The organism is Sphaerisporangium fuscum, assembly GCF_018531465.1.
GTDB classification, from domain to species: domain Bacteria; phylum Actinomycetota; class Actinomycetes; order Streptosporangiales; family Streptosporangiaceae; genus Sphaerisporangium; species Sphaerisporangium fuscum.
The window spans coordinates 90,628-108,488 of sequence record NZ_JAHDTF010000016.1 but is presented as its reverse complement, the minus strand read 5'-3'; the positions used below and the strand labels follow the sequence as shown (position 1 = coordinate 108,488).

The window sequence follows — 17,861 nt, the reverse complement described above, 5'->3', positions numbered from 1 at the left end:
GCCGCCTCAACCACCCGCCCCCGAAAGAGATCCGACGTACCCCGGCACACACCACACGTCACGACAACCAACCAGGCCACCCCTATTCGAAACCAACCGCCCCAATCACCCTCAGCCCGAAAGAGACCTGACGCGCCCAGGCACACCGGACATCACCACGATCGGCCACACGGCACCCCGTCCCCCCAATCAGCCACCCCCACCGCCCCGCCCCGCCCCGCCCCGCCCCGAAAGACACCTACCGTGCCCAGGAACACACCGGACATCAGCACAAGCGGCCACCACGCCCCTCTTCGGAACCAGCCACCCCTACCCGGAAAGAGACTGACGCGCCCAGGCACACACCAGAGGTCACTACAAGCAGCCATGCCACCCCCTCCCTCCGACCAGTCACCCCTGCCACCCCCAGCCCGAAAGAGACCTGACGTGCCCAGTCAGACACCGGACATAGTTACGACCGAGCGCCGTGTCACTTCCGCCCCTGGCCGTCGATCCGGAGGACTCGGCGCAGGGCCGCGGCACGCTCTGACCCTCACCTGGCGGAGCCTGCTGAAGGTCCGCAACAATCCCGAGCAGCTTCTCGACGTCGTCATCCAGCCGGTTCTCTTCGTGGTGCTCTTCGTGTTCGTCTTCGGCGGGGCGGTCGCCGGAGACTGGCACACCTACCTGCGGTTCCTGCTGCCAGGGCTCATGGTGCAACAGGTGTTGTTCGCCACAATGAGCATCGGCGTCATGTTGAGCACCGACATCACCAAGGGCATCGTCGACCGGTTCCGCAGCCTCCCGATCGCGCGCTCGGCACCGCTCGTCGGCGCGGTGCTCGGGGACGCCGCGAGGTACATGATCTCGATGGTCGTGCTTCTCGCCTTCGGTGGTCTCCTGGGGTTCCGGTTCGAGACCGGCCTTCTGCCCGCGCTGGCCGCCTGTGCGCTCGTGCTCGCCTTCGCGCTCGCGCTGTGCTGGATCCCCGCGTTCGTGGGGCTGCTCGTCAAGAACCCGCAGAGCGTCTCGGGCATCGGCTTCGTGGTGCTGTTCCCGCTCACGATCGTCAGCAACGTGTTCGCCGAGGCGAGCACGATGCCGGGATGGCTGCGCGCGTGGGTGCGGGTCAATCCGGTCTCACAGGTCGTGGACGCGGCCCGAGGCCTGATGCTGGGCGGCCCCGTCGCCGTGCCCCTGCTCGCCACGGCGGTGTGGGGAGCGTGCATCCTGGCGATCTTCGTCCCGCTCACCGTCCGCGCCTACATCCGCCACACCTGACCCGTCCCCGGTTCACGAACGTAAGAAGGCGATCGCCTCCTCTCGGGACATCCGTGCCCCCCGTTCGTAGGCGTGCTGGTACGCCTCCCGTCCCAGGGCCACCCGGACCTTGGCCGTGAGCTCGGTGACCTCGGGCTGGCCGAGGTCGGGGACGCCTCGCAGCGCCGTGGCGACCCCCAGCAGCAGCGCCGCGCGGGAGGGAGAGGGAGAGGGAGGCCGGGACATCGTGAGGGCTGCTGTGCCCTCAGCGGCGCCGGCGATCACTGGAGGGTCGGGGTCGCGGGCTCCGAGTTCGACCGCCTGGGCGAAGAACGTCCGCGCCCGCTCGACGTCACCGCTCGCCAGCTGCGTCCAGCCCATGCCGATGAGGATCAGCCCGCGCAGGCGTTCGGGAAGGGTCTCGGCGTGCGCGTCGAAGTGGGCCAGTGCCAGCTCGTAATGGCGGCGGGAGCCGGGCAGGTCGCCCCGGCGCCGGGTGAGCTCGCCGAGTCCGCAGCGCACGAGGACGAGGTTCTCTCCGAAGCAGCGCCCCGACGACAACGCCCGGGTGAGCTCGTCCAGCCCGGCTCCCAGGTCGCCGTGCCGGCCCCGCTCGACACCCCTGCGGATGAGCACCGTGAGCGACTCGGCCGGAGCCCTGAGCTCGTCGGCCGCGTCGATGGCCTCGGTGCACGCGGCGATCGCACCCGAGTGATCACCACGCAGACCACGTGCCTCGGCGAGCGCGCTGAGGGTCGTGAGCAACCCCCAGCGGTCGCCGATCTCGCGGAAGGCCTGCAGAGCCCGTGCGAGATGGCCTTCGACGTGCGCCCCCTCGCCGGTCTGCTCCATCACGAAGGCGCGCATGAGCAGGACGACGGCCCTGGCCCAGGGATCGGGGTGGCCGGCGTCCCGGTCGAGCACCTGCAGCGCCCGCGCGTGGTCGCCTGACACCATCGCCGCCCCTGATTCGAGAAGGATCATCACCGGATGGGCGGACGCGGCCTCGTCGGAACGGCGGATCAGCGCGGCTTGGGTGACGATGTCAGAGTCGCGCCCTCCGTTGACCGTGGTCATCAGGGCGTGGAAGGCACGGGCGACGGCTCTGGCCGCGGGAGCCGTCGCGCCGGGCAAGGCCAGCGTCTGGGCGATCCACGTCGTGCTCTCGACCTGATGACCCCGCAGGGTCCAGAACCAGGCGAGCGCGGCGGCGAAGCGGACGGCCGTCTCGGCGTCCTGAACGCCGACGGCATGGCGCAGTGCGGCCAGGAGGTTGTCGTGCTCGCTGCTCAGTCGTACGACCCAGGGCACCTGCCCGGCCGTACGCAGCCGGGGCTCGGCCTCCTCGGCGAGGCGCAGGAAGTGGCGGGCATGCCGCGACTTCATGAAGTCGGCCTCCCCCGCCTCCGCCAGCCGTTCGGCGGCATACACCCGCACGGTCTCGAGCATGCGGTATCGCACGGTCTCCCCCAGGGGCTCACCCCACGGCTGGAAGGGCGACCCGTGGAGCACCTCGTGGCCTGACAGCCCCTCCACGGGCTCGCGGACCGGTTCGAGGAGGGACTTGTCGACCAGACCGGCGAGCAGGTGGAGGACCTCGGCCGCCGCCAGGCCGTCTCCCGCGCACACTTCTTCGGCGGATTCGGGTGTCACGCCGCCGGGGAACACCGAGAGCCTGCGGGCGAGGATCTGCTCGGGCTCGCTGAGAAGGCGCCAGCTCCACTCGATGACCGCGCTCAAGGTTCTGTGCCGGGCCGAAGCCGTCCGGCTTCCAGCGGCCAGCAGGCGGAACCTGTCGCCGAGCCGGGCCGCGATCTGAGGCACCGCGAGGGAACGCACACGAGCCGCGGCCAGCTCGATCGCGAGGGGAAGCCCGTCGAGATGGCGGCAGATCTCCACCACGGCGGCCACGTTCGTCTCGTCGACCGTGAATCCGGGACGCACGGCCTTGGCACGGTCGGCGAACAACCGCACGGCGGGGCTGGCCAGCGCCCTCGCGAGGCCGTGGCCGTCCTCGGAGGAGGCGGGACTGACCAACCTCCCGACGAGCCCGTGACCCTCCTCCAAGGAGGCCGGACTGACCAACCTCCCGGCGAGCCCGTGACCGTCCTCGGAGGAGGCGGGGCCGGCAAGCCTCCCCGCAAGCCCCGGACCGTCCTCCGAGGAGGCGGGGCCGGCAAGCCTCCCCGCAAGCCCCGGACCGTCCCCCGAGGACGCGGGGCCGGCAAGCCTCCCGGCGAGCCCGTGACCGTCCTCCGAGGAGAGGGACGGCGCCGCGGGAAGGTGATCGTCGGAGAGTGCCGCACCCGTCGGGGGGTGGGGCCATGGTGGCGGCAGCCGGAGCGGAGCGGTGGGCCAGAGCGTCTCTCCGGGGACACCGAGAGGCTCCCGGCTGGTGGCGAGGATACGGACGCCGGGGCACGCGGCCGTCAACCTGTCGGCCAGCGTCGCAGCGGCATCGATCACGTGTTCACAATTGTCGAGCAGGATGAGGAGCCGCAGGTCGCCGAGCGCGGCGGTCAGCCGGTCGATCGCGCCCGCCGGCGCCGGCCCCGTTTCGAGCAGCGCCATCTCGCGGATGCCGAGGGCCGTGAGCACGGCCTCCGGCACGTCGGCCGGCTCGCGCACCGGGGCGAGCTCGACCGGCCACACGCCGTCCGGCGCGAGGTCGCGCCGCCACACGCCCTCGGGCAGGAGCTCGGCCGAGCGGGCCACGACCTCCTCGGCCAGCCTCGTCTTGCCGACCCCGCCCGGCCCCACCAGCGTGACCAGCCTCGTGCTCTGGAGCAGGCCCGCGATCTGGCGCACCTCCGTGTCTCTGCCGAGGAAGCTCGTCAGATGCAGCCGCAGCCTCGCCGGGCGCCGGCCGGTGCCGAGCCCCTGATCGGTCGCCTCGGCCGTGGGTGGCCGGTGGCGCGTCGTCTGAGCCGGCGGGGAGAGCGTGCCCACTCCTGGCGAGCGGAGCAAGGGGCTCTGGGCGGATGAGGGGAGCAGGGCGGGGTCGCCGCGCAGGACGGCGAGGTGGAGGGAGCCGAGCTCCGCGGACGGCTCGATGCCCAGCTCCGAGGCGAGAAGTCGCCGGGTGTGCTCGTAGGTGGCGAGGGCGTCGGCCTGGCGCCCGGTGCCCGCCAGGGCCCTCATCAGCTGACCTCGCAGCCGTTCGCGGAGCGGATGGACGCCGGCCAGGGACTCCAGCTCGGCGACGACCTCGGCGTGCCGGCCGAGCAGGAGGTCGGCCTCGAACCTCTCCTCCATGGCCGACAGCCTCATCTCCTCCAGGCGCGCGGCGGGAGCGACTGAGAACGGCACCTGGGCGGCGTCGGCCAGCGCCGGGCCACGCCAGAGCGCCAGCGCCTGACGCAAGGAAGCGGTGGCGCCCCCGTGGTCGCCGGCGGCCAGCCTGGATCGCCCCTCGGCAGCGAGGCGCTCGAACCGGTGGGCGTCGACCTCGCCGATCTCGAGGACGTACCCCCCTTGCCGGGAGCCGAGCACAGGGCCTTCGCCGCTGAGGCGCAAGGCGCGGCGCAGGCGGGAGACGAGCGACTGCAGCGCGTTGCCCGCGTCGCCGGGCGGCGACTCTCCCCACAGGCCGTCGACGAGGGCATCCACGGTGACGAGGCGCCGCGCGTCGAGCGCGAGCCGGACGAGCAGGGCGCGCACCATCGGACCGCCCACCTCCACCGGGCGGCCGTCATCGGTCACGACCTCCAGCGGGCCGAGGATGGCGACGTTCACGGTGTCAGGTTCCCAGAAAGCGCCCCGCCCCGCCGCCTCCGCGCCCCACCTGTGGACAACCAGGGCCGGAAGGCCGCGAGAACGCCTTGCCTGTGGATAACTCGGCGATGGAGGAACGGGAAAGGACGCCCCGCACACCGGTCGTCGGGTCACCGCCGTACGACGGCGCCGACATCCCCGCTCCGACCTCCCGCCGACGCGGCGCCGAAAATCCCCTCCCAACTGCCGAGGAGGGGCTGAAACACACCCAAACCGCCCGTTGGGCAGACCGGGACATAGCCATCTCGCTCGTCGGGCAGACCCGGACTCAGCCATCCTGCCCGCCGAGCAAACCCGGACAGCCATCTCGCTCGTCGGACAGACCCGGACACACCCATCCTGCCCGCCGAGCAAACCCGGACAGCCATCTCGCTCGTCGGGCAAACCCGGACACACCCATCCTGCCCACCGAGCAAACCCGGACAGCCACCCACCCCTCAAAGCACACCCTCGTAGGGCACAACCGGGCACGGCCACCCCTCCCGGCGAGCAGGGGGATCGCGGGGTCAGAAGGTGCAGGGGAGGTGTTTGATGCCGTTGATGAAGCTGGAGGACAGTCTCTGTGGCTCGCCTGAGGCCTCGATGGCGGGGACCCGGTGGAGGAGTTCGCGGAACATCACCGAGATCTCGCGCCGGGCCAGGTGGGCGCCGAGGCAGAAGTGCGGCCCGGGGCCGCCGAAGCCGACGTGCGGGTTGGGGTCTCGGGTGATGTCGAAGCGGTAGGGGTCCTCGAAGACGGTGGCGTCGCGGTTGGCCGACCAGTAGTAGAGGACCGTCTTGTCGCCCTTCTTGTACTGCATGCCGTTCAGTTCGAAGTCGCGGGTGACCTTGCGGCGCATGAAGTTGACGGGCGAGGCCAGCCGTACGATCTCCTCCACCGCCTTGGCCGAGTGGCCTTCGATGTCGGTCAGCCACCGGGCCTTCTCACCGGGGTTGGCGGTGAGCAGGAGCAGCCCCTGCGAGATGGCGTTGCGCGTGGTCTCGTTGCCGGCCACCACGAGCAGGATGAAGAACGACCCGAGCTCCTGCAGGGTGAGCCGCTCCCCGTCGATGTTGGCGTTGACCAGCGCCGAGATGAGGTCGCCGGTGGGGTGCTCGGACCGGTGGGCGGCGAGCTCCTGCACCAGCTGCTGCAGCTCCTGGGCGGCGGTGAGCAGCGCGGCGGCGACGCTGTCCATGTCGCCGGCGGGGACGTACTCGGGGTCGAACGAGCCGAGGATGACGTTCGAGCGGTCGAAGACGAACTTGTAGTCCCTCTCCGGGATGCCCATCATGTCGCAGATGATCTTCAGAGGCAGCTTCGCGGCCACCTCGGTGACGAAGTCGCAGCCGGGACCGGTCGCGAGCAGGTCGTCCACGATGCGCGCGGCGGCGGCCTGGACGTCCTCCTCGAACTTCTGGATCATCTTCGGCGTGAACGCCCGGGAGACGATCCTCCGCAGGCGCGCGTGCCGCGGGTCGTCCATGTTGATCATGGAGCCGAAGTACTCGGCGAACTCGGCGGGCATGTCCGAGATGTTGGTGGCGCCGCCCTCCCCGGAGCTGAACACTTCGGGGTTGCGGCTGATCTCCAGGACGTCCGCGTACTTGACGATCGCGTAGTAGCCGACGCCGTCCGGCGCGTAGGACACCTGCAGGGCGTCGAAGTGCACCGGGGTGTCACGCTCGCGCAGCAGCTCGAACGCCCGCTCCCGCTCCTCCATCGGGCGGGCCCAGAAATCCCAGTCGGACAGGTTGACCTGGTCGTAGGACGTGATCGGCTCGCGCTCCGCACTCATAGCTCCATGATCCAGAGCCACACTCACCTACGTCAAACCCACCGGAATCCATAAAACCGTCACAAAAGGGTCGAACTCACGACTCCAGCCAGCGCAGGATCAGATCGTCGACCTCCCGGGGCCGTTCGAGATGCAGGAAATGGCCGGCGTCCGCGACGTATTCGGCCCGCGACCCGGGCGGCAGGTGGGCCGTGACGTCCTTGGCCACCTCGGCACCGAGGCAGCCGTCGTCGAGGCCGTGGAGGTAGAGCAGCGGGCGCTCCCCCACGCGCCCCGCGGCCGCCTGCTCCTCCTCGTAACGGCCGGTGGGCGGGGTCGTGCCGAGCATCGCGCGGTAGTACCCGATCGCGGCGGCGAGGTTCGCCGGATCGCGCAGGCATTCCTTGACGTGGGCGACGTCGTCCTCGGCACGGTGGCCGGGCGACCAGTCGCGCCACAGCCCCTCGAAGAACCCCGGGGTGGACGCCGCGGCCTCGGCCAGCGGGGTCTGGAACAGGAAGATGTAGAACGACCGCCTGAGCTGTTCGTAGTCGAAGAAGCCCGCGAGCATCGACCCGACCGGCGGCAGGGCCATGGCCACCCCCGTGCGCCACCGGCCGGGCGCGAAGGAGGTCGCCCCGTAGACGGGGAGGGCGCCCCAGTCGTGCCCGATGATCACGGCGTCGCCGTCGCCGCCGAAGGCGTCGTGGAGGGCCACGGCGTCCGCGACCAGCGCGCCCGCCTCGTACGCCCCGTCGGCGGGCACCGCGGTCGGCGCGTACCCCCGCATGAAGGGCGCGACGGCGTGGTAGCCGCGCTCGGCGAGCTCGGGCAGCAGGTGGCGCCAGGTGTGCGCCGAGTCGGGGAACCCGTGCAGGCACAGCGCCAGCGGACCCGACCCCATCGAGAAGTAGGCGAACTCCACGCCGTTCGCCTCGATCGTCCTGATCTGTTCCATGGCCGCCCTCTACCGGGTCCGGTAGCTCATGTGCTTGACGCCGTTGATGAAGTTCGACAGCAGATAGTCGGGCTCGCCCACCGAGCGGATGCCCGGCAGGCGGGTGAACAGCTCGCGGAACATCACCGTCACCTCGCGCCTGGCCAGGTGGGCGCCGAGGCAGTAGTGCGGGCCCGGGCCGCCGAAGCCGACGTGGGGGTTCGGGCTGCGGGTGATGTCGAAGGCGTCGGGATCGGAGAAGACGGCCTCGTCGCGGTTGGCGGAGTTGTAGAAGAGCAGGACCTTGTCGCCCTTCTGATAGTGCTGGCCGTTCATCTCGTGGTCGCGGGTGACAGTACGGCGGAACTGGATCACCGGCGTGCAGTGCCGCACGATCTCCTCCACCGCGCCGGGGACGTGGGCGTCGAAGTCACCCAGGAGCAGCTCGCGCTGCTCGGGGTGGTCGGTGAACAGTTTCAGGCCGTGGGAGATGGCGTTTCGGGTGGTCTCGCTGCCCGCCACCACGAGCAGGATGAAGAACGAGCCGAGCTCCTGGGACGTCAGGTGCTCCTCGCCGTTCACCAGCATGCTCGTGAGGTCGCCCCTGGAGGCGCCCCGCCGCTCCCGGCCGAGGCTCTGGGCGAGGGCGCTGAGCTCGTGGCCCGCCCGCAGCAGTTTCACCAGGCCCCTGGCGACGTTCCACCGCGACATGTCCGGCCGGATGCCGGTGTACTCGATGTCGGCGTTGCCGAGGATGATGTTCGTCCGCCGCAGCACCATGTCGTGATGTTCCGGCGGGATCCCCATCATGTCGCAGATCACCTGGACCGGGAGGCGGGCGGCGATCTGGGCGACGAAATCGCCCGGCCCCTCGGCGATCGCCCGGTCGACGATCTCGCCCGCCGCCCGCGCGACGTCCTCCTCCATCTTCTTGAGGATCTTCGGGGTGAAGGCCCGCGAGACGATCCGCCTGAGCCGGGCGTGCCGGGGGTCGTCCATGTTGATCATGGAGCCGAAGTACACGGCCAGCCACCGCGGCATGTCGGGGATGCTGCTGGCCGTCGGCTCGCTGCTGAACACGTCGGCGTTACGGCTGGCCTCGGTCACGTCCGCGTGCCGGACCAGCGCGTAGAACCCCCGCCCGCCCGGCAGGAACGGGATCTTGCTCTCCGGCATGAAGACCGGGTGATCGAGCTCCCGCAGCCGCCTGAAGGCGTCGTGCCGCTGCCGCCGTGGCAGTCCCCAGAACGGGATGCCGGAGAGATCGATGTCCGTGACACTGACCGTCATGGGCGGCCCCACCTCCACAGTCAATCGTTCGAGGAAGTGACCACTTACGTCAAGAGGTCTTGATGAGGTCGGCCGCCTTTTCGGCGATCATGATGGTCGGGGCCTGGGTGTGCCCCCGATTGAGCATCGGCATCACCGAGGCGTCCACCACCCGCAGCCCCGGCACCCCGATGACCCGGAGCGAGGGGTCCACCACCGCGTCGTCGTCGATGCCCATCTTGCAGGTGCCCGCCGGGTGGTAGAGCGTCTCGCTGTGCCGCCGCACGAGCCGGTCGATCTCCTCGTCGTCGTCCACCTCCTCGTACGGCGCCATCGCCGCGCCCGCGTACGGCTTGAGCGCCGGCGCCTGCGACACCTCGCGGGCCTTCCTCAACCCGGCGATCATGCGCCGTATGTCGGCCTCGGCGGTCAGGTAGCAGGGGTCGATCACCACCTGGTCGCCGTCGAGGGTGACGCGTCCCCTGCTCTCGGGCTGGAGCAGGATGACGCCGACGGTGATGCCGTGCCCCGAGGGCGGGGTCATGCCGTGGTCGGCGAACGGCACGGGCGCGAACAGCAGCTCGATGTCGGGGGCGGGCTCGTCCGGGGTCGTCCGGATGAAGGCCACGGCCTCGCCCACGTTGGAGGTCAGCATCCCCTTGCGTCCCAGCAGGTAGCGGGCGATGTTGCCCACGGTCTCCGCCCGCGCGAGCGTGACGGGCTCGAGGCACTCCAGCAGGACGGCGGAGGCCAGGTGGTCCATGAGGTTGCGTCCCACCCCGGGCAGCTCGTGCCGGGGCTCCACTCCGGCGGCCCGCAGCTCGTCGGGGTCGCCGATCCCCGACAGCATCAGCAGCTGCGGCGACCCGATGGAGCCGGCCGAGAGGATCACCTCCTTGGCCGCGGTCACCCGGCGGCCGTCGCCGCACTCGACGCCCGTCGCCCGGCCGCCCTCGTCCAGCAGCACCCTGCGGACCTGCGCGTCGGTCCGCACGGTGAGGTTCGGGCGGGTCATGGCGGGCCGGAGGTAGGCGTCGGCGGCGCTCCACCGGTGCCCCCGGTCCTGGTTGACCGGCGTCTGGGAGCATCCCTCGTTCGAGGGGCCGTTGAGCTCCTCCAGCCTGGGGATCCCGACCTCCTCGCACGCCCTCAGGAAGGCCTTGGTGACGACGTTGGGGCTGCGCAGCTCCGAGATGTAGAGGGGGCCGTCCGTGCCGTACACCCCGCCGTGATTGGAGCCGACGCGGCGCTCGGAGCGCCTGAAGTACGGCAGCACCTCGTCGTAGGACCAGCCGGGCAGGTCCCAGGCGTCGTAGTCGGCGCGGTGGCCCCGGACCCACATCATCGCGTTGATCGAGGACGAGCCGCCGAGGGTCCTGCCGCGCGGCCAGTACAGCCGCCGTCCGGACATCGCCGCCTGCGGGGCGGTGGTGTAGTTCCAGTCGTAGCGCGTCCTGAAGAGCTTGGAGAAGGCCGCGGGCATGCGGATCTCCATCCTGCGGTCGGCGCCGCCCGCCTCCAGCAGGGCCACCCGCACCGAAGGGTCCGCCGAGAGCCGGTTGGCGAGGACACAGCCCGCCGAGCCCGCTCCCACGATGACGTAGTCGTACTCCATTGACGCCTCCCGGGGTGCGCAGCGACCTGTCACGTACTTACGCCGGTTGCCGCGCCACGTCCACGCTCGTTACCGATTAGTAGCCCCCTGCTGCCAAGATGACGCCTACCGCGGACAGGGCGACCGGCCAGAGGCTGCGCCGTGCCGCACGGCTTTTGGGAGGAACCACCATGCTCAACCTGTCGGTCGTCCTGGAGGACAGCGCCCGCGAGCACCCCGACCGCACCGCCGTCGTGCTCGGCGACATGCGGATGTCCTACTCCCTGATCGACACACTGGCCAACCAGGTGGCGAACCTGCTGGCGTCCCGCGGGATCGGCAGGGGCGACAAGGTCGCCCTCGCCTGCCCGAACCTCCCCTACTTCCCCTTCGTCTACTTCGGCATCCTGAAGGCCGGCGCCGCCGTCGTGCCGCTCAACGTGCTGCTGCAGCCGCGCGAGATCGCCTACCACCTGCGCGACTCGCAGGCCAAGGCGCTGTTCTGCTTCGAGGGCACCCCCGAGCTGCCGCTGGGCGAGCGCGGCCACGCCGGCTTCCGTGAGGCCGTCCCGGACGGCGACCCGCACGCGGGCGACTTCTTCCTCCTGCCCGCCACCCCCCTGGCCACCGAGTCGCCCATCGCGGGCGTGCTGACCCTCTGGGCGGCGCTCGACGGCATGGCCGGCACGTTCGAGACGGCCGCGACGGCCCCCGACGACACGGCGGTGATCCTCTACACCAGCGGCACGACCGGGCAGCCGAAGGGCGCCGAGCTCAGCCACATGAACATGCTGATGAACGCCGTCGTGAGCGACGAGATGTTCCCCAGGGCGGGTGACGACGTCTTCCTGGCCACCCTGCCGCTGTTCCACTCCTTCGGCCAGACCGTCATCATGAACAACGGTTTCCGCCGCCGGGCCACTCTGGTGCTGGTGCCGCGCTTCGAGCCCGCCGCCGCCCTCCGGCTGATGCGGGAGGAGCGGGTGACGCTGTTCGCGGGCGTGCCGACGATGTACTGGTCGATGCTGACCTCCGTGCACGCCGACGGCGCCGAGGTGCCCTCCACCCTGGCGACGGCCGTCTCGGGTGGCGCCTCGCTTCCGCTGGAGGTGCTGAAGGACTTCGAGAAGACCTTCGGGGTGCCGATCTCGGAGGGGTACGGCCTGTCGGAGACCTCGCCGGTGGCGAGCTTCAACCAGCCGGGCAGGCCCGCCAAGGCGGGCTCCATCGGAACGCCGGTGTGGGGCGTGGAGATGAAGCTCGTCGACGCCGCCTGGAACACCGTCGAGGGCGAGGGCCCGGGCGAGATCGCGATCAAGGGCCACAACATCATGAAGGGGTACCTCGGCCGGCCCGAGGCGACCACCGAGGTGATGAAGGACGGCTGGTTCCGCACCGGCGACATCGCCACCAGGGACGCCGACGGCTACTACTTCATCGTCGACCGCGCCAAGGACATGATCATCCGGGGCGGGTTCAACGTGTACCCGCGCGAGGTCGAGGAGGTGCTGATGACCCACGAGGCGGTCTCGCTGGCCGCGGTCGTCGGCGTCCCGCACGAGTCCCACGGCGAGGAGATCAAGGCGTACGTCATCCTCAAGCCCGGCGCGGCGCTGACCGAGCAGGAGCTCGTGGACTGGTGCAAGGGCACCATGGCGGCCTACAAGTACCCGCGGCTGGTGGAGTTCCGCGAGTCCTTCCCGATGACGGCCAGTGGCAAGATCCTCAAGCGCGAGCTGCGCTGACCGCTCCCGGACACGGACATACATCGACATATCCGGATTTGAGGCGAAACTACGAGGAGGCCGGTCGAGAATCGCGGGACCACCAGACTGGAGGCGTCATGGATGTTCGCGAACAGATGCGACAGGTCCCCCACTTCGACAGGTTTCCGAGCGTCGACGAGATGAACGCCGAGCTCGACCTCCTCGCCGCGCGCCACCCCGGCCTCGTACGACTGCGCCGGATCGGCACCTCACGGCTCGGCGAGCCGTTGCGGGCCCTCACCGTCGGGACGGGGGCCCGCGACGCGCTGATCATCGGCGGTCCCCACCCGAACGAGCCCATCGGCGCCCTCACGGTGAGCCAGCTCATCCGGCGATTATGCGAGGACGCCGCGCTGCGCGAGGAACTCGGCCACCGCTGGCACCTCATCCCCTGCGTGGACCCCGACGGCGCCCGGCTGAACGAAGGGTGGTTCGCCCACCCCGGCGACCGCCGCCGCTACGCCCGGCACTTCTACCGCCCGGCCTGGTGCGACCAGGTGGAGTGGACGTTCCCGGTCGCCGGCGACGGCTACGCCTTCGACCGCAGCCTGCCGGAGACCGAGGCGCTGATGCGGCTGATGGACCAGGTGCGGCCGTCCTTCGTCTACTCGCTGCACAACGGCGAGTACAGCGGCGCCTACTACTACCTCAACCGCCGCGACCCCGCGCTGGCGGCCCGGCTCACCGAACTGCCGGGCTGGGAGGGCATCCCTCTGCACCATGGCGAGCCGGAGATGCCCGGCCCCACCACCATCGCCCCCGCCGTCTACCTCACGCCGGGCGGCGCGCGGCAGGCGATGACGTTCGGGGTGGGCGGCGGGAGCGCCGACTACGCCGCCAGGTTCGGCGCGCTGCATCTGATCACCGAGCTGCCCTACTGGGCCGACGAGCGGGTCGGCGACGCGACGCCGACCACCACCAGCTACCGCGACGTGCTCAAGGCGGGCCTGGCCGCCCAGCGGGAGCTGATCGACGTCGTACGGGCCGCCATGGAGGCGGTACGGCGCGACCTGGCCGTCCACTCACCGTTCCGCCGCTCCACCGAGGACATGCTGGACACCTACCGCAAGGCCGCCGACTGCTGGGAGGGGCTGCCCGGGATCGACCGGCCCGCGACCGTGGCCGAGCGGTTCGGCAACCGGCAGACGCTCCACATGCGGCGGCTGCGCCTCACCGGCACCTTCCGCCGGATGCTGGAGGCCGAGGCCGCCGCCGGCAACCTCACCCCGGCCATCCGTGAGCAGCGGGCCCGGATCGGCGAGCTGTTCGACGAGTGGTGCGAGGAGGCCGAGGCCGAGTCGGCCGGGGAGCCGATCGAGATCCGCAAGCTGGTCGCCGTACAGCTGGCCGCCGCCCTCGTCGCCGCCGCCGACGCCCGGACGGACGGCGAGCCCCGCCCTCCGGCCTGAGCGGACCGGGCGGCGGGGCTCGCGCGTGAGATCAGGGCCGCCAGGACGGCGGCCGGGACGGGGTCAGGGCCAGTCGCGGGACGGCCGCAGCGGGACGCCCGACTCGCCGTTCGGGCCGAGCTTCACGCCGAGCACCTGGTGCAGCTGCACCTTGTTGCGCTCGAAGCCCACGATGCAGCCGGCCATGTAGAGCCGCCACACCCGCGCCGTGCCCTGGCCGACCTCGGCCACCGCCTCGTCCCAGTGGTCGTCGAGGTTGGCGCACCACTTCTCGAGGGTCTTGGCGTAGTGCTCGCGGAGGTTCTCCTCGTGCCGGATCTCGAACCCGAGGTCCTCCATCTGGCGGATGAGGTAACCCACCGACTCCAGCTCGCCGTCGGGGAAGACGTAGCGGTTGATGAAACCGCCCTTGTTGATGGTCTTCTCGACGCCGGTGGGCCGGGTGATGCAGTGGTTGAGCAGCCGCCCGCCCGGCTTGAGCTTGCCGTACAGGAAGCTGAAGTAGCCGGGGAGCTGGTCCTTGCCGATGTGCTCGGTGAGGCCGATCGAGCTGACCGCGTCGAAGCCGGTCTCGGCGACGTCGCGGTAGTCGAGGTGACGCACCTCGGCGAGCTCCGACAGCCCGGCCTCGGCGATGGCCTTCTGCGCCCACTCGGCCTGCTGGCGCGAGAGCGTGACGCCGAGGCCCTTCACGCCGTAGTGCTTGGCCGCGTGCATCACCATGCCGCCCCAGCCGCAGCCCACGTCGAGCAGCCGCATGCCCGGCTTGAGACCGAGCTTCTTGGCGACCAGGTCGAACTTGGTGAACTGCGCCTCCTCCAGCGAGGAGTCCTCCTCGGGGAACGCCGCGCAGGTGTAGGCCATGGACGGGCCGAGCACCCACTCGTAGAACCGGTTGGAGACGTCGTAGTGGTGGTGGATCGCCTCGGCGTCACGCTGCTTGGCGTGGCGGCTGCCGAGCCGGGCCATGGCGCTCTGGCGCACCTCCTGCGGGGGCGGGGGCACCCGCATGAGCAGCGGCTTGATCCCGAGCGACCTCGCGACGGAGAGCTTCTCCTTCAGGGGAATGTCGTTCAGGGTGAGCTGGGCCATCTCGTTCAGCAGGGTGTACATGTCGCCCTGCACGTCGATGTGGCCCGCGATGTAGGCGCGGGCCAGGCCCATCTCCCCCGGGGACTGCGCCAGGTAGGCGACCGCGATCGGGGACTTCACCTCGATGCGGACGTCGGCGCTCGACGGCCCGGCCTTGCTGCCGTCGTACGCGGCGAACTGGACGTTCGCCTCCGGCCCGACGATCTTCTCGAAGATCTGGGCGAGTGTCATCGAACCAACCCTCCTCAACGCCCCCGTACACATTTGTCATAGAGGTCGAGCAGCCGTCCGGCGGGGTCGTAGGCCCGCTTGACCGGCCAGTAGGCGTCCCCGTTGTAGAGACGCCAGAACTCCTCACGGGGGTAGAACGATGTCGAATACAGGGACTTGTGGCCGCCGAGATCGTGCACGGAGTGCTCGATGAGCCGGTTGTGGTAACCGTCGAACTGGCCGGGCGGCAGCGCCACCATGCCCCAGAATCCGAAGTTCACGTAGAGCCTGCCCGGCTCCAGGGGATAGATCGGCCACTGGCGGGTGGCCTTGAGCGGGCACATCCAGACCGGGGTCATGCCGACCTTGTCGTGGAAGAAGTCGAGGAAGTCGGCGCCCTTCTCGACGGGCACCTCGACGTCCTGGATGACCGACTCCTGCACGGGGTTGGCGCGCCAGCGGTCGATGCGGGCGGTCACGCCGTACCTCTGGTCGAGCCCGACGAGCTTGCGGTAGACGTCGGAGCGCAGCCAGCGGCGCGGCATCAGCGAGCGTACGAGCGGCTGCTGCACCCCGAAGGCCCGCGAGCACCAGAACCAGTCGGTGTCCCAGCGCCAGAGGTAGTCGCGGACGGTCAGCCAGTCGCGGGTGCGGGTGCGGATCGACTGGTAGTAGATGCGCATCCCGGTGTAGTCGGAGGCGTACGGCGCCCGCTCGGCGAACTGGCCGACGGTGATGTACATCTCGGTGGGGCTGAAGAAGGTGCCGTCGACGAAGTCGACCGTCTCGCCGTCGTGCTCGCCGCTGTCGCAGATCTCCTGCAGGGCCAGCATGCACTTGCCGGCGTCGGAGAAGGGGATGTGCGTCAGCCGGACGAACGGCTTGACCGGCAGGAGCTTGATGCGCAGCCGCAGGGCGTAACCGAGGGTGCCGTAGGAGTTGGGGAAGGCCCGGAACAGGTCGCTGTGCTCGTTGTCCTCCCTGGCGACCACCACGCGGCCGTCGCCGGTGAGGATCTCCATCTCCTCCACCGACTCGTGGGGAAGGCCGTGCCGGAAGCTGGAGGACTCGATGCCGAGCCCGGTGACCGCCCCGCCCAGAGTGATCGTCTTCAGCTGGGGAACGACGTACGGCATCAGCCCCGCCGGCAGCGTGGCGTCCACCAGCCGCTCGTAGGTCGTCATACCCTGGACCTCGGCGGTCCTGCTCACCGGGTCGACCTCGATCACCTGATCGAGGTCGCGGGCGGACAGCTTCGCCGACCTGCCGCCCTCACGGAAGCGGAAGAGGTTCGTCGTCGGCTTGGCCAGCCTGGGGGAAGCGCCCTCGGGGAGGGCGGTGTACGACTCCCTGATCTGCTCGACGGCCCTTCGATGGGCTGTCATCTGGGCGGTCGTCCTTACCGTGCGATCTGGCATGCCACCACCCCTCATGTACGTATGTGCGCGGAGACGGTCGCTGAAACGCTATCTCCTGCGATGACCACCGACCAGAGTAGACACGTTAAACCCGCGCAAACTCGGGACCCCCCTTCAAAGCGCTGTACCCAAGGGGTTAGCGTCATGTTCCCGGGCGGCGGTAGGGTCGGCGACGTGGGCTTGAAACAAGCGCTTGGTCGCAGCCCCGCACGGCGTCCGACCTGGGCATCGTCACGTCAGCAGGAGGCATCATGAGCGACGGCGGCCGGCCCGCGCCGCTGACCGGGATCCGCGTCCTGGAGCTGGCCGGGCTCGCGCCCGGACCCTTCGCCGGCATGATGCTGGCCGACCACGGCGCCGAGGTGCTGCGCGTCGACCGGGTCCCCGTCGTCGCCGGTCAGGGCGACCGCCCGCGCCGCGACGTCATGGACCGCGGCAAGCGGACGATCGGCCTCGACCTGAAGTCGCCCGAGGGCGTCGCGGCGTTCAAGGAGCTCGCCGCGCACGCCGACGTGGTGATCGAGGTCTTCCGTCCCGGCGTGGCCGAGCGGCTCGGGATCGGCCCGGACGACCTGCGCGCGGTCAACGAGCGCCTCGTGTACGGGCGCATGACCGGCTGGGGCCAGGACGGGCCCCTCGCCCCCACCGCCGGGCACGACATCGACTACATCGCGATCGCGGGCGTGCTGTCGATGCTCGGCCGGGAAGGTGGCAAGCCGACCCCCCCGATCAACATCATCGGCGACTTCGCGGGCGGCGGCCTCATGCTCGCCTACGGCATCCTGCTCGCCCTGTTCGAACGCGAGCGCACCGGGCGCGGCACCGTGATCGACGCCGCCATGGTCGACGGCGCGGCCCTGCTGTTCTCGATGTTCTACCACAGCGCCCAGGCCGGCCACTGGGGCCCGCGCGGCACCAACCTCCTCGACACCGGCGCGCCCATGTACGACACCTACGAGACCGCCGACGGGCGGTACGTCGCCGTCGGCTCGCTCGAACCGGCCTTCTGGGCCGAACTGGTCGACAAGACGGGCCTGACCGACCTGCCGAGCCGCGACGACCGCGCCAACTGGCCCGAGATCCGCGAGCGGCTGGCGGCGGCGTTCAAGTCCAGGACCCGCGCCGAGTGGGAGGCGATCTTCGAGGGGTCGGACGCGTGCGTGTCCCCCGTCCTCGACATGGGCGAAGCCGCCGCGCACCCGCACAACGCCGCACGCGGCACGTTCACGCAGGTCAACGGCGTGACGCAGCCGGTGCCCGCGCCGCGCTTGATCGGCGGCGGGCGCGGGGACCTCGCCCCCGCCACCCGGCTGCACGACCTGTCGTCCTGGGGCCTGCCCGCCGGGCGCGCGGACGCCCTGCGCCAGGCCGGAGTGCTCGCCTGACGACCGGGACC

11 protein-coding genes are annotated in these 17,861 nt (G+C 70.6%); 4 read left to right on the top strand and 7 right to left on the bottom strand.

The window, feature by feature from the left end:
* The first annotated feature begins 426 nt into the window (after nt 1–426).
* Nucleotides 427–1,260 (top strand): ABC transporter permease, encoded by an 834-nt coding sequence (locus KIK05_RS20800; RefSeq protein WP_308250031.1) that lies wholly within the window; start codon nt 427–429, stop codon nt 1,258–1,260.
* A gap of 12 nt (nt 1,261–1,272) precedes the next feature.
* On the opposite strand, the gene KIK05_RS20795 is transcribed toward KIK05_RS20800, so the two are convergent.
* From KIK05_RS20795 to KIK05_RS20775, 5 genes are all read right to left on the bottom strand, one after another.
* On the bottom strand, nt 1,273–4,974 hold the full coding sequence (locus KIK05_RS20795) for an AfsR/SARP family transcriptional regulator (protein ID WP_214412430.1): 3,702 nt from the start codon (nt 4,972–4,974) through the stop codon (nt 1,273–1,275).
* Nucleotides 4,975–5,519: 545 nt separating this feature from the next.
* Nucleotides 5,520–6,791 carry a cytochrome P450 gene (locus tag KIK05_RS20790; protein ID WP_214412429.1) on the bottom strand — a complete coding sequence of 424 codons (1,272 nt, stop codon included), beginning with the start codon at nt 6,789–6,791 and terminating at the stop codon, nt 5,520–5,522.
* A gap of 76 nt (nt 6,792–6,867) precedes the next feature.
* Entirely contained in the window at nt 6,868–7,728 is an 861-nt protein-coding gene (locus KIK05_RS20785) for an alpha/beta fold hydrolase (RefSeq protein WP_214412428.1), read from the bottom strand.
* Between the two features lie 9 nt (nt 7,729–7,737).
* A complete protein-coding gene (locus tag KIK05_RS20780) occupies nt 7,738–8,997 on the bottom strand; it encodes a cytochrome P450 (RefSeq protein ID WP_214412427.1) in 1,260 nt (419 codons plus the stop codon).
* Between the two features lie 49 nt (nt 8,998–9,046).
* Nucleotides 9,047–10,591 carry a GMC family oxidoreductase gene (locus KIK05_RS20775; protein WP_214412426.1) on the bottom strand — a complete coding sequence of 515 codons (1,545 nt, stop codon included), beginning with the start codon at nt 10,589–10,591 and terminating at the stop codon, nt 9,047–9,049.
* Nucleotides 10,592–10,761: 170 nt separating this feature from the next.
* Between KIK05_RS20775 and KIK05_RS20770 the strand changes: the two genes are divergently transcribed.
* Entirely contained in the window at nt 10,762–12,315 is a 1,554-nt protein-coding gene (locus KIK05_RS20770) for a long-chain-fatty-acid--CoA ligase (RefSeq protein ID WP_214412425.1), read from the top strand.
* Between the two features lie 98 nt (nt 12,316–12,413).
* Complete coding sequence (locus tag KIK05_RS20765) at nt 12,414–13,745, top strand: M14 family zinc carboxypeptidase (protein ID WP_214412424.1); 1,332 nt, start codon at nt 12,414–12,416, stop codon at nt 13,743–13,745.
* Nucleotides 13,746–13,808: 63 nt separating this feature from the next.
* Here KIK05_RS20765 and KIK05_RS20760 read toward each other — a convergent pair whose 3' ends face one another.
* Together KIK05_RS20760 and KIK05_RS20755 are read right to left on the bottom strand one after the other, a co-directional pair.
* Nucleotides 13,809–15,068 carry an SAM-dependent methyltransferase gene (locus KIK05_RS20760; RefSeq protein ID WP_214412423.1) on the bottom strand — a complete coding sequence of 420 codons (1,260 nt, stop codon included), beginning with the start codon at nt 15,066–15,068 and terminating at the stop codon, nt 13,809–13,811.
* Nucleotides 15,069–15,082: 14 nt separating this feature from the next.
* Entirely contained in the window at nt 15,083–16,432 is a 1,350-nt protein-coding gene (locus tag KIK05_RS20755; RefSeq protein ID WP_250563140.1) for an FAD-binding oxidoreductase, read from the bottom strand.
* Nucleotides 16,433–16,716: 284 nt separating this feature from the next.
* Between KIK05_RS20755 and KIK05_RS20750 the strand changes: the two genes are divergently transcribed.
* Nucleotides 16,717–17,850: a CaiB/BaiF CoA transferase family protein gene (locus KIK05_RS20750; protein ID WP_250563139.1), complete on the top strand. Its 1,134-nt coding sequence runs from the start codon at nt 16,717–16,719 to the stop codon at nt 17,848–17,850.
* Nucleotides 17,851–17,861 lie beyond the last annotated feature (11 nt).